This is a genomic window from Microcoleus sp. PH2017_09_SFU_O_A, assembly GCF_020738625.1.
In the GTDB taxonomy this organism is placed as follows: domain Bacteria; phylum Cyanobacteriota; class Cyanobacteriia; order Cyanobacteriales; family Microcoleaceae; genus Microcoleus.
This window is the reverse complement of the sequence record NZ_JAEQCF010000023.1, coordinates 1-11949: the sequence shown is the minus strand read 5'-3', so window position 1 is coordinate 11949 and position 11949 is coordinate 1. Positions and strand designations below refer to the sequence as shown.

The window sequence follows — 11949 nt, the reverse complement described above, 5'->3', positions numbered from 1 at the left end:
AGCCGACAGCACTACCGCACAGCCGTCAAGGGATTTTAGATTTTAGACTTTAGATTTATGCCACAGATTAATCTGGGAATTGGAGCTTTGGTCTAAAATCAGGAGTTCACCGCGACGAGTGTCGGCAAGCAAGTATCCGTTTTTAGGCGGGGTCAACCGCCGAGAAAGCTCGATCGGGCAATTACCGATCTATTATTTCAGTTAAAGAGCCAAGTTAGACTAAACATCGGCTATGGGAGAGTAAAAAACTTTACCTGTTAAATTTGCCGGCGGGCTTCAAACCAAGCAAGCAACTGATCTCGACAAACAGACTCCATAATACCGCCGAGCACCTGTAAGCGGTGACACGAAGGCGCGCTATCTGGAAGATTAGCCACCGTCCGAATTGTGCCAGTTTTCGGGTCATCTGCTCCGTATACCAGCAAACCGATCCGAGCTTGTACGATCGCACCAGCGCACATCGGGCACGGCTCCAGCGTCACGTAAAGCGTGCATTGATTGAGATGCCAGTCTTGCAAAACCTTGCCCGCCGCCCGCAGCGCCAAGACTTCAGCATGAGCAGTCGGATCGCAGTCTCGCTCTCGCCGATTTTGCGCTTCGGCAATCAATTTGCCAGCACCGTCAACAATGACAGCACCCACTGGCACTTCGCCCGCATCACCGGCTGCTCGTGCCAGTTCCACAGCCCTACTCATCCAGTGTCGGTGAATAGCATAATTAGAATCACTACTACACAACGGCTCTGTTGGCAAATTCACGGTATACCTAAGTATCTGAAAACACTTAATATAATCTTATTTATCCACTTGCTGTGGAGAGAAGTAAGTGCGATCGCTAAGAAAACAAGTTTTTTACGGAATTCATGGCATACTTACCTAGCTGAAAACACTTAAGATCGAGAAATAAAGTTACACTACAGCCCCATCCAGAGTAATTTTGAATTATGGACACCACCCTGATTAGCACTGAAGTTGTTGAGCTGTTGTCCCGGATTAGCCGCCAAAAGCTCCGCGAACAAGATATCACTCCTTTGGTAGTGTTTGTGACTGCTCTGATTTCCATCCTGCGGGGAGTGATGATTATCGACAGGACGATCGCAGTTGAAGAAGAAGAACGGCTGCAAAAGACTCTCAAAGCCTTTGCCAGCGGCGATCCACATCGGATAGAACTAATTCAGCGCCTTGTCAAAGGAGTCTCCAAACAGCAGGTTTACTTCAACCCCACGGAACTGCTAACCCTGACAGCTTTCTTCTCAGAATCAGAAAAGCTGTTGCTCATCGGTTCCGGCTACGAAATGTCAGCGGTAGACGGACACATCGATTTGAGGGAGCAAATGTACTTACAGTCGATCGGCAATCGGCTCGGCCTCGACTCCAGACACATTGCAGTCGTAGACACTTTATTTACCAAAGAAGGAACCCTCAACCAAGAAGACTTTGCCGAAGTTAAAGCTTTACTAGCTCCCAGCGAATTTGAGTCCCGCGATCCGGTATTTGCCAAAGCAGCAAAGCACCTGCTGTCTCTGTTAACGCGCAAATAATGCAACGCAAATTATTTGCTGCGTCAAAATTTGAGACTGTTGGGATGGGAGACGGGAATTGCGCGCTCTTGTATTAAAAACCGGGTTGTTTAACCGGCAACAAGAGCGCTTCACAGTTGATTTGGGGAAGTCGGTTTGGGCCACGAGTCCCGCTTAATTTTTTTTCCCAAGAGTCGATCGACCTTCGTATCCCATTGAACCGAATCCGTCTAAAATCTAAGGAATGAGAATTAAATAACTTACAATTTTAATTATTGTGGGATGGGCGTCCCGCCCGTCCTTTATAGACGGGCGGGACGCCCATCCCACTTTTAAGAGTGTAAATTATTTAATTCGCGATCCTAAAAGCGAATTATTCCTGCATCGATCGCCCCAGCTCGCTCTCAAATCTCAACTTAACCCCGCATCAACGGGTACCTTGCCCCCGACGCTGTTGAGCGAGTGGATGCTCCCCCAAATTTAGACCAAAGTTCCTACTCCGGTGATTCATCTGCCGAGTAAATCTAAAATCTAAAATCTAAAATCTAAAATCGACTGATTGATTATGCAAATTGAATGGCAAACCGCCAAAACCTACGAAGACATTCTGTATCAAAAAAGTGGCGGCACCGCCAAAATTACCATCAATCGACCTCACAAACGGAACGCTTTCCGTCCCAAAACCGTGCAGGAATTGTGCGATGCCTTTACTGATGCCCGTGAAGACACCAAAATCGGCGTTGTCCTCTTCACCGGTGCGGGGCCTCATACAGACGGCAAATACGCCTTTTGTGCCGGCGGCGACCAAAGCGTGCGAGGTTCTGCGGGATATGTAGACGAAGGTGGCATACCCCGGTTGAACGTGCTCGACTTGCAGAAGTTGATTCGATCGATGCCCAAAGTTGTGATTGCTTTAGTTGCAGGATATGCGATCGGCGGCGGTCACGTTTTACACTTAATTTGCGACTTGACGATCGCTGCTGACAATGCTATTTTCGGGCAAACTGGCCCCAAAGTCGGCAGTTTCGACGGCGGTTTCGGGGCCAGCTATCTCGCCAGAGTTGTCGGCCAGAAAAAAGCCCGAGAAATTTGGTTTTTGTGCCGTCAGTACAGCGCCCAGCAAGCTCTAGAAATGGGTTTAGTCAACTGCGTCGTACCCGTCGAACAACTCGAACTTGAAGGGATGCAGTGGGCCCAGGAAATTCTGGAAAAAAGTCCGATCGCGATCCGCTGTTTAAAATCCGCTTTTAATGCCGACTGTGACGGTCAAGCCGGTCTCCAAGAACTGGCTGGAAATGCCACTTTGCTGTATTACATGACCCAGGAAGGCGCCGAAGGCAAACAAGCCTTTTTGGAAAAACGGGAACCCGATTTTAGTCAATATCCTTGGCTGCCGTAGCTCGATCGAGAAATAAGTTTTGGGATTCCCTCATTCAAGCTACAGATATTATTGATTGCTGTGAGTTGAATGACCCGAGTTTAGTCGATCGTCCAAAAGTATCAGTATGGATACCAATTGCCAAAAAGAATGAAACTGCTTTGCCAGATCCAAATCATAATAGATAATAGTTATCAGTGATTTCCCAATCGCCAATCGAAAATGATACAATCTGTCCTGTTGCCGACGGACTAAACCGAGACTGCTGCTGATTTTTCGGTTAATGTTGTGCCTGTTAACTGGCAGGCGTTGCGTTCAGAAACAGGAACAGCGGTCTCATGCGGAGTCGCAGTCTGTTCTTGCCACAGTTCAATTTCTGTGATGTTTTCCCAAGATCCCCCAAAAGGCGAAACTGCCAAAGAACAAGCTTTCCACTGACTTTGCACCGGCACGGTCAACAGAGCACAAATTCCTCCGCGTCTCCCCTCAGGGGTATAGTGGCGGCAGTGACGACAAGCAGAAATTAATGGGGTTTTCATAAAAGTGTTGGCGGAAATCAGTTTCATCTCTAATTCTCCTGTGTAGAGCTAGGAGGTTTTAGAGCATCCCAGCCCTTATCCTGTCTGGGTTATAGCGATCCCCGAAGCATAATAAACCTTAATGATTTATTTATAATCTTGTTATATATAGAAACAATCACCTCAGTCCTTCCTCATTTTGTAGCGAAAAAGACAGGTTAAAAGTTTATAAAGGGTCAGGGATCAAGCAAAAGGACAAATACGGAACGACTATGAGATCTTCTAAATAAACGGTTGCTCCGATGCCAAAATCTGCTGAGAGTCGGGTAAGCAGCCTCCGGGACACAGTAAGAATTAAGGTTTCAGTTGACAGTTGACCAGGGACAGTTGACAATTAACAGCGACCTCTACCTGGAAGGAAGAGGATTAGAGTAATGAATCGTCTTCTTTTAATTTATCAAGGGCGATCGGGCTTGGGGCTTTAAACCAATTCTTTATGGTCAAACGAAAATGAAAACAGAGCAAATGGCGATCGACACTTCGGGCCCAAAGGCAGCAGTTGCCTTGACACCAAAAGCAGCTAATCCTAGAATAAGCAAGTTTTAAAGCTTCTTGTTGATAAAAAAAGTTCGGCAAGCGGAAAACGAGCGAGTCTTTAGACCTTCCATGAAAGCGGCACGGGCGGTTCAAACCGCCGTGAATCTTTCTTGATTTTTAAAATTTTTAGCAGTGTAAAAAGGGCTTTTGCCGTTACACTCTATTGTTGGGATGAATACACAGGTGTAAACCTGGGAAGCAAATGCCTACCATATATTCAAGGTACGCGGGGACTCCACGGAACCAAGGGCTAAGCCCCTTAAACGCTTGAGGAGCTTGCTGAAAGGCAAGGATAGCAGCCCACCATTTTTTGGCAAGAGGATTGCGCCCAAGAACCCTAGTAATAGGGATATTAAGAACGAAATTTCTTAAGAATCTCAGTCGCCAAGAGCGCTGAGAGTGTCAACTTTAGAATCAAAACATTAAAATCAATTCAGAGGCGGTAGGAGTTTTGCTAATGAGTAAGCGTTCTTCAGTGGAATCCCCAAGTCAATCCTCATCAACCCCAATCAAACCTGCTTTGCAAGCAGTCCTCGGGTGTTTGGATGTCAACCTAGAAGCAGAACTGACAACATACAGAAGACACAGGCGGCGCGCCGAACAGTGGGTGTCGCCATCAGTTCGCAGCGGCCAGCCAACAGCCACAACCGAGCCACAAAAAAGCCAAAACCTACCGCAGGCTGCGGAGGAAGCCCAGCAACCGCTGTCGCTGCCCCTATCCCTTGGCGGCGTCCAGGGCGATTCCCCGCTAGCAACTACCGTGGGTGGGACAAAAATATCTAGCAATACCTTTGCACCCAACAATTATCTCGAATCCAGCGAAAAACTGATCGAAAGTTTGGACGAAGCAAAAGCTGAGCCTGCCCAAGAACGCAGTTTGGCCGCGAGTCTGTTAACTCCCTTGGGACTGAGTTCGATGTTGCTGTTTCTGTTGTCGTGCACAGCTTTGGGTTATGCAGTGATGCACCCGTCAAGTCTGGTTAAAATGGCAGGCCTGAACCGTTTTCTCGATCGCACAACCCCCTCTACTAACGAAAGTCCGGCAGCTACAACCATAGATAGCAGTAGCAGCAGCAAGGAACTGCCGAAAGCTCCAAATCTGGCATCCAAAGAATTTGTCGAGCTAGATTTGAACACTCTCAGCAACGTCAATCCCACAACCAGCCCCATTGCTTCCCCGTCGCCCAAAGCATCAATCCCCCCCAATCCGCCAGCACCTCCTGCCCCCATCGGCGCTGTCCCAATTCCGACAGAAGACGGCAACCCGGCCAGAGGTAGGGAACAAGGACTCAACAATATTAGTACCGCTTTGCTTCCCAGTCCCAGCCCCAGCGCCACCCAGACAGTCCCGACACTGCCGACACTGCCTCCCACACCCTCCCCAGCCCAGCCAGCCGCCGCATCCCCTGCCACAGCAGCCCCGACAGCCACAGCAGCCCCGGCCGCAGCAGCCCCGCTAGGAAGACCGACACGGGCTAGCGACGGCTTTTACTACGTTGTCACCGATTACACCAATGAAAAAGCGCTGCAACAAGCCAGAACCGCAGTTCCCGATGCCTACGTGCGGAACTTCTCAAAGGGTGTCAAAATTCAAATGGGGGCTTTGAACGATGCTGCCTCAGCAGAACGTTTGGCAAAGGAACTCCAAGCCAAAGGGATGAAGCCGCAATACTATCAGCCGTAAACTCGTTCAACAGTTGACAGTTGACCGCTTGACAGTTTGACAGTTTGAGAGCGACTTCTACCCTTAAGTCCGAGGATTGGAGTAATGAATAGTCTGATTTTAATTTCTCCCGAGCAGGCGGGCGGGCTTTCAACCAATTATTTCTGGTAAAGGTTCAAAAACTTTAACGAAATTGTTAGACAAAGCTAGACAATGATGAATGTTTTGTCTAACACACAATTGGTTTTTTAACTCAGACAAGTTCCCACACAGAATGCAACTGTAGACGCCCGATCCAAACCTTACGCTGACCAGTCAATCGATTTGAGATTTTAAATTTTAGATTTTAGATTTGCTGACAGCGCAGTGAATCTGGGAGATTGAACTCTTAGTCTAAAATTTGGGAATCGACCCTGACGCTCGCGTTGGGGGCTTGTACCTATTTTTGGGCTGGTCAATCGAAAATCGCAAATAATAATATTAATTTCCAGTCCTAAATCTAAAATTTAAGAAAATCGGGAGATAGGTAAAATGGGATTATTCGATCGCCTGTGGCGAGTGATTCGAGCCAATATTAACAGTTTGGTCGGAGCAGCCGAAGATCCAGAAAAAATTCTGGAACAAGCTGTAATGGATATGCAGGAAGATTTAATCCAGCTCAGACAAGCCGTAGCAGGAGCGATTGCCGCTCAAAAACGCACCGAACGCCAGTGTTCCCAAGCTGAGTCCACAGCCGCAGAATGGTACCAGCGGGCGCAGCTAGCTTTGCAAAAAGGCGAGGAAAATTTAGCGCGGGAAGCTCTGACGCGCAAGAAATCCTATCAAGAAACGGCAACGGCGATGAAAGCCAGTCTCGGACAGCAAAACGCTGTGGTTACTCAACTTAAAGAAAATATGCGATCGCTCGAAAGTAAAATTTCTGAGGCAAAATCAAAAAAAGATATGTACATTGCCCGAGCTCGATCGGCCAAAGCGTCGGAAAGGCTGCAAGAAATGATGGGAAATCTCAGTACCGGCAGTGCTTTGAGCGCCTTTGAAAAAATGGAAGAGAAAGTTATGCAGCTAGAAGCTCGTTCCGAAGCCATCGCAGAACTTGGAACAAACGATTTAGAAAAGAAGTTTCTCTCTCTCGAAGCTGCCGGCGATGTCGATGCCGAGTTGGCGGCGATGAAAACACAAATGCTTCCGAGCAAGAATACACCAAAATTGCCGTCGGGCGAGCCACCCACATCCTAAACCCCACTCAACACAACAATAGTTGGGATAATTGGCCAAACTTCTCAACAGATGGCCCATCAGCGTATTGGGGAATTCCCGGATCGAAGTTAAACTCAATAGATAGGTGCATCAATTAGCTTGGCTGCACCACTGACTCGATCGCTTTAAACTGTATTTACTATGTTTGCAAAATTGCTTCATGCTCGATCGCACTAAAAATCTGACCAACTGAGTCTCACCATCGCGGGCTAACGCTATCAAGCCTGCTTTGGGCCTACTTCGTACACCTCACCCAGGAAAAATAGCATTATGGGATTATTTGACCGCATTAGCCGAGTCGTCAGAGCCAATCTTAACGATATGGTCAACAAAGCTGAAGACCCGGAAAAGATTTTAGAACAATCCGTTACGGATATGCAGGAAGACTTGGTGCAGTTGCGTCAGGCCGTTGCCAGCGCGATCGCCACTCAAAAACGCACCCAGACTCAGTACAATCAAGCTGAATCCCAGTCTAACCAGTGGCAGCAGCGCGCTCAACTCGCCCTGCAAAAAGGAGACGAGACTTTAGCCCGCGAAGCTCTAGTACGCAAAAAGTCTCACGCTGAAACGGCTGCTACGCTGAAAGCGAGTCTGGAACAGCAATCGGGTCAAGTGGAAAGCCTCAAACGCAACTTGATCGGTTTGGAGAGCAAGATTTCCGAAGCCAAGACTAAGAAGGATATGCTCAAGGCGAGGATTTCTGCTGCTAAGGCTCAGGAACAGCTCAACAATACCATTGGCACCTTGAATACTGGCAGTTCAATGGCAGCTTTCGAGCGCATGGAAGAAAAAGTTTTGCAGATAGAAGCCCGCGCGGGAGCTTCCGCAGAGCTGGCGGCTGGCGGGAGCAATTTAGAGGAACAGTTCCGCTTGCTTGAAAGTGGTGGCGATGTTGACGACGAGTTAGCTCAGATGAAGGCTCAACTGAGCGGAGGTTCTGTGTCTCAAGGTCAATTGCCGGCTGCGGGTAAAACTGCTGCGGCTCCTAGTAGCTCGGAGTCGAGTCCGGTGATTGACGCGGAGTTGGAAGAATTGCGATCGCAGCTCAATAAAATGTAGTAATTTCTATCAAAATTCACCGATTTCTCAGATAACCCCGCCCAACAATGGGTACCAGCCCCCGACCCTCGTTTAGGGTCGAGTTCAAAATTTTAGACTAAGGTTCAAGCTCCCAAATTGCATGAGAGAGTAAATCTAAAATCTAAAATCTAAAATCCAAAATCTAAAATCGACTGATAACTTTGATAGAACGCTCCGCCTACCTACAGCGCTAGCTTGGGTAAGTCGGAGCTTTTTTCTGGATTTTTTAGCAAATCACAAAAAATATTTTTTGTCAAGTATATTTATGTTGAATTTAATGACTTAAGTCTTAAACAAAAGTGATAAAGTTACTTTAATCTTTGTAATTGCGCCAGGAACCCCTGCTCGTAAGTGTAAATAACTATCAATTATTATTAATCAATGATGCCCCTGCCACATTCCAGAGGGTTTTGTAAAATCAAGTTTTTTAGCGCAATAGCACTTGGTTGTTCAATTACAGCTATTTGCTTCGCATCGTCAGCAGCTCAAAGTGTTGGCGATCCGATCGTTGCTGGTGAATCAGGCGGGCGATCGCCTTTTGTTAATAACAATTTACAGTCTCAATTAAAACTTAATCCAGAAACAGCAGACGATCGCGATCGACTTTCTGGCGATTTATACTCAGGCTCAGAATTAGATAGATACAGTAAAGAGCCAGAAACCGACATCCCGGAATTTGCAGCAGCAGCGCCAAGTCAGGAACCTGAAACTCTCGCCCAATTGCCCAACCGAGGAGACAACCGACAAGAAATTCCCATTCCCAATCCTGTACTGCCAAATCCGGCTCCCCTCCCAGAACCCGCGCCAAGAAAGCCCCTACCTCCGATAGAACAGCTTTTGCCACCCGTCCCCGTACCGAGACGGACTGAAGAATTGCCGAATATTCCGGTACAATAACGGTCGATCGATGTGAAGTAGTTGGCAGTACCGTCTTTAGCAAACAAGAATTAGATGCTGCACTCAAAAACTTTGTAGGCCGCCCGCTGACTTTCGCCGAACTGCTGGAAGCTCGTTCTGTGGTGAGCCAACTCTACATCAGCAAAGGTTTTATCACTTCGGGTGCACTGCTGGAAGCTCGTTCTGTGGTGAGCCAACTCTACATCAGCAAAGGTTTTATCACTTCGGATGCCCTGATTCCCCCACAAACCCTTGCGGTTTTCCACTGTCGCCCGGGGCGGATGCTCGCGGTAGAACTCGGGTTTCGGCGCTGAGACTGTTTCAGGATTTTACTCAGCGGGGAGAGAGGGATGTCTTGGCGGCGCGATCGCAGTTCAATCTGGGAGTCTCAGCATTTGGCGCTACCGCGAGCAACAGGGAGCCTGACGGTCAATTTTTGACGTGGCGCGGTCAATTGCAGTACGTGCGGTTGTTGGCTCCCCAGACGCTGCTGGTTGTGCGCTCCCAGGCGCAGTTGGCAATCGCTGAGCTTTTGCCGATCGAACAATTTGGTTTGGGCGGCCCGGATACAGTGCGGGGCTACCGTCAGGATGCAATGCTTGCGGATAGCGGACTTTTTGCTTCCGCCGAGTTGCGGTATCCGATTTTGCGTACCGGGGACAAAAAAGGTCTTTTGCAGGTGACGCCGTTTGTGGATGCTGGCAATGTTTGGAATAGCGGGGGAAGGGTGGCTCTGGAAGCAAATACTCTGCTATCAGCGGGATAGGGCTTGCGGTGGCAGTACGGCGAGAGGTAGAATTCTCGGTTCGGCTGGGGCATTCCTTTGATTGGCATCAAATCGGGCGAGAGGAGTTGGCAAGAGCGCGGGCTGTATTTTTTCGTAGAATTCAAACCTTTTTAGGAAAATAGCCGTTCTGCCCTTAGCGGAACTGAGTAATTTGGCTATATAGTAATAAGTATCATTTGGCACTCATCTTGAGGTGCCAAGAGTGCATTTTACTGAAAATTTTTACATTAAACTATGTCTAAGGTGCGGTTACTGGTTTTAAGTTCTTTTGCTTCCGGTTTTGGTTTTTGCTCAATCATTTTGGCGATGTTTACGATGATTTACGGGCTGTCGTTTACGTCTTTTTTTGTGTTTGTTTTAACCTTGGTATTCTTTGGAATCAATATGGTGTTTGCTTTGCATTATTACACATCAATCACTAAGCAGTTGAATGTGAAAAGTAAAAGGAAAGCTAGAATTTAGCGGTTGTGAAGCAGCAGCGGATAAAGGCATGGAGAGCGGGAGCATCTCAGTTTTTGATTTGTATTGCTGTCGGGAAATCGCGAGTTTTATATAGATCGCGAGCTTGGACAGCACTAGAAAAAAAGCTTTTTACCAAAATGAGATGCTCCCTGGAGAGTTCTTGATATAATTTGAATGGAATCAGAAAAACGCCTCTAGGTTAGGACAATTATCTAGCTGCTGTAAATCATAATTATTGTAGGTCTAATTATTTAGGAGGTGCGATCGTGGTCATTGCTCAAACCAACCCGCCAAACCTTGCTTCAGATGCAACAAAGACTAGCTTCACTCCTGATGAATACCGGGCCATGGAGGAAACCGCCGAAGAACGTCACGAATATTGTAACGGAGAGATTATTGCTATGCCCGGAGGTTCAGAAGTCCACAGCGCGATCGCCTGTAACTTGTTAATTCACTTGGGATTTTTGCTCAGAGACACCGATTTTCGCTTGTATAACAGCGATTTGCGGGTTTGGATTCCCGAATATAACTGCGGAACCTACACTGATTTGATGGTTGTCAATGGGGAACCGGAATTCCATGGATCTCGCACGGATGAAATTCTCAATCCTTTACTGATTGTCGAGGTTCTTTCGCCCTCTACCGAAGCCTGTGAATATCTGCTGGTCAGTCAAGCTGAACCATATATTGAACAATATCACAATCTCGATCGCCCGTCGGGCGATCGCTGGCAATGGCAAGTGTACGATCGGGTTGAAGGGGCGATCGTCCTGCACAGCTTAAATATAGAACTGCCGATGGCTGAAATTTACCGCCGGATTAGTCTTTAAGGGCGATTTATCTAGCTTTCTTATCTGTCATAGGTTAGCAGCAGAAGTTTTATGAAGAAGGATATTGAGAACGAAATGGAAGACGAATTACTTGCTGAGTATGACTTTACTCAGATGAAAGGAGGTGTTAGAGGTAAGTATGTTGAGCGATATCGTGCAGGGACAAACTTAGTGCTTTTAGATCCAGATATTGTGCAAGCTTTTCCCAATGATGCAGCAGTGAATGAGGCATTGAGGATGTTAATCGAGATGGTAGCATCTCTGTTTTGCATTTATAGTGCTGTCCCCGCTCGCGATTGGTAGCAGACGCGAGCGGGGACAGCACTATAATAAATAAAAAAAATGCTTTTTGCAAAATTGAGATGCTAATCCAGATTGCACAGCGCCAGCAGTCAAATCACGAAGAAACTAAACTTTTATGACGCGATGTCAGGAGATTGTGCGATCGCTCAGATTCTTAAAATCCCGAAAAAGCGATCGCCTCTGGGTTAGGACAATTATCTAGCTGTAAGTCATAATTATTTAAGGTCTAATTATTTAGGAGGTGCGATCGTGGTCATTGCTTCAACCAATCCGCCAAACCTTGCTTCAGATACCACAACTCGCTGCACTCCAGATGAATACCGGGCGATGGAGGAAACCGCCGAAGAACGTCACGAATATTGTAACGGAGAGATTATTGCTATGCCCGGAGGTTCCCCCGCTCACAGCCGTATTGCCGTAGACACTACGACTTTTCTCAATGTGGCTCTCCGAGACACCAATTTTCAAACCTATAACGGCGACTTGCGAATTTGGATTCCTAGCTTCAATCACGGAACTTATCCCGATGTTATGGTAATTGATGGCGAACCGGAATTCAATGGATCTCGCACGGATGAAATTCTCAATCCTTTACTGATTGTCGAGGTTCTTTCGCCCTCTACCGAAGCCTACGATCGAGGTGAAAAGTTCCGAAAAT

General features: G+C 47.3%; 15 protein-coding genes. 13 read left to right on the top strand and 2 right to left on the bottom strand.

The genetic code is table 11. From position 1 onward, the window contains the following. Positions 1 to 257 precede the first annotated feature (257 nt). On the bottom strand, positions 258 to 695 hold the full coding sequence (locus JGK16_RS11300) for a nucleoside deaminase (RefSeq protein WP_293177342.1): 438 nt from the start codon (positions 693 to 695) through the stop codon (positions 258 to 260). A 248-nt stretch (positions 696 to 943) separates the two neighbouring features. Between JGK16_RS11300 and JGK16_RS11295 the strand changes: the two genes are divergently transcribed. From JGK16_RS11295 to JGK16_RS11280, 4 genes are all read left to right on the top strand, one after another. Further along, positions 944 to 1540: a TerB family tellurite resistance protein gene (locus JGK16_RS11295; RefSeq protein ID WP_293177176.1), complete on the top strand. Its 597-nt coding sequence runs from the start codon at positions 944 to 946 to the stop codon at positions 1538 to 1540. A 256-nt stretch (positions 1541 to 1796) separates the two neighbouring features. Further along, entirely contained in the window at positions 1797 to 2003 is a 207-nt protein-coding gene (locus tag JGK16_RS11290) for a hypothetical protein (RefSeq protein ID WP_293203077.1), read from the top strand. An 81-nt stretch (positions 2004 to 2084) separates the two neighbouring features. Further along, complete coding sequence (menB, locus tag JGK16_RS11285) at positions 2085 to 2918, top strand: 1,4-dihydroxy-2-naphthoyl-CoA synthase (protein ID WP_293177178.1); 834 nt, start codon at positions 2085 to 2087, stop codon at positions 2916 to 2918. Beyond that, entirely contained in the window at positions 2906 to 3085 is a 180-nt protein-coding gene (locus JGK16_RS11280; RefSeq protein ID WP_293177180.1) for a hypothetical protein, read from the top strand. The genes menB and JGK16_RS11280 overlap by 13 nt, the downstream gene beginning before the upstream one ends. A 63-nt stretch (positions 3086 to 3148) precedes the next feature. Here the strand turns inward: JGK16_RS11280 and JGK16_RS11275 are convergent, their stop codons facing one another. Then, positions 3149 to 3463, bottom strand: a complete 315-nt coding sequence (locus tag JGK16_RS11275) for a hypothetical protein (protein WP_293177182.1) — start codon at positions 3461 to 3463, stop codon at positions 3149 to 3151. A 1006-nt stretch (positions 3464 to 4469) separates the two neighbouring features. Here JGK16_RS11275 and JGK16_RS11270 point away from each other — a divergent pair. From JGK16_RS11270 to JGK16_RS11230, 9 genes are all read left to right on the top strand, one after another. Further along, positions 4470 to 5696 carry an SPOR domain-containing protein gene (locus JGK16_RS11270; RefSeq protein WP_293177184.1) on the top strand — a complete coding sequence of 409 codons (1227 nt, stop codon included), beginning with the start codon at positions 4470 to 4472 and terminating at the stop codon, positions 5694 to 5696. A 510-nt stretch (positions 5697 to 6206) separates the two neighbouring features. Next, positions 6207 to 6911, top strand: a complete 705-nt coding sequence (locus tag JGK16_RS11265; RefSeq protein WP_293190549.1) for a PspA/IM30 family protein — start codon at positions 6207 to 6209, stop codon at positions 6909 to 6911. Between the two features lie 291 nt (positions 6912 to 7202). Continuing rightward, positions 7203 to 7991, top strand: a complete 789-nt coding sequence (locus JGK16_RS11260; protein WP_293177188.1) for a PspA/IM30 family protein — start codon at positions 7203 to 7205, stop codon at positions 7989 to 7991. A 402-nt stretch (positions 7992 to 8393) separates the two neighbouring features. Then, positions 8394 to 8909, top strand: coding sequence for a hypothetical protein (locus tag JGK16_RS11255; protein ID WP_293177190.1), 516 nt, complete (start codon positions 8394 to 8396; stop codon positions 8907 to 8909). Beyond that, a complete protein-coding gene (locus JGK16_RS11250) occupies positions 8885 to 9223 on the top strand; it encodes a POTRA domain-containing protein (protein WP_366025764.1) in 339 nt (112 codons plus the stop codon). Before JGK16_RS11255 ends, JGK16_RS11250 begins: the two co-directional genes overlap by 25 nt. After that, entirely contained in the window at positions 9175 to 9675 is a 501-nt protein-coding gene (locus JGK16_RS11245; protein WP_363319720.1) for a ShlB/FhaC/HecB family hemolysin secretion/activation protein, read from the top strand. The genes JGK16_RS11250 and JGK16_RS11245 overlap by 49 nt, the downstream gene beginning before the upstream one ends. A 749-nt stretch (positions 9676 to 10424) precedes the next feature. After that, on the top strand, positions 10425 to 10988 hold the full coding sequence (locus JGK16_RS11240) for a Uma2 family endonuclease (RefSeq protein WP_293203075.1): 564 nt from the start codon (positions 10425 to 10427) through the stop codon (positions 10986 to 10988). 51 nt (positions 10989 to 11039) lie between these two features. Further along, a complete protein-coding gene (locus JGK16_RS11235; protein WP_293177193.1) occupies positions 11040 to 11291 on the top strand; it encodes a hypothetical protein in 252 nt (83 codons plus the stop codon). Between the two features lie 249 nt (positions 11292 to 11540). Then, positions 11541 to 11949: Uma2 family endonuclease (locus JGK16_RS11230; protein ID WP_293177195.1), on the top strand; the 409-nt coding region annotated here is incomplete at its 3' end.

Excerpts from the sequence above, each read along its gene's own strand:
- JGK16_RS11300 (WP_293177342.1), bottom strand. The coding sequence starts at position 695 with ATGAGTAGGGCTGTGGAACTGGCACGAGCAGCCGGTGATGCGGGCGAA.
- JGK16_RS11295 (WP_293177176.1), top strand. The coding sequence starts at position 944 with ATGGACACCACCCTGATTAGCACTGAAGTTGTTGAGCTGTTGTCCCGG.
- menB (WP_293177178.1), top strand. The coding sequence starts at position 2,085 with ATGCAAATTGAATGGCAAACCGCCAAAACCTACGAAGACATTCTGTAT.
- JGK16_RS11275 (WP_293177182.1), bottom strand. The coding sequence starts at position 3,463 with ATGAAACTGATTTCCGCCAACACTTTTATGAAAACCCCATTAATTTCT.
- JGK16_RS11270 (WP_293177184.1), top strand. The coding sequence starts at position 4,470 with ATGAGTAAGCGTTCTTCAGTGGAATCCCCAAGTCAATCCTCATCAACC.
- JGK16_RS11265 (WP_293190549.1), top strand. The coding sequence starts at position 6,207 with ATGGGATTATTCGATCGCCTGTGGCGAGTGATTCGAGCCAATATTAAC.
- JGK16_RS11260 (WP_293177188.1), top strand. The coding sequence starts at position 7,203 with ATGGGATTATTTGACCGCATTAGCCGAGTCGTCAGAGCCAATCTTAAC.
- JGK16_RS11255 (WP_293177190.1), top strand. The coding sequence starts at position 8,394 with ATGATGCCCCTGCCACATTCCAGAGGGTTTTGTAAAATCAAGTTTTTT.
- JGK16_RS11235 (WP_293177193.1), top strand. The coding sequence starts at position 11,040 with ATGAAGAAGGATATTGAGAACGAAATGGAAGACGAATTACTTGCTGAG.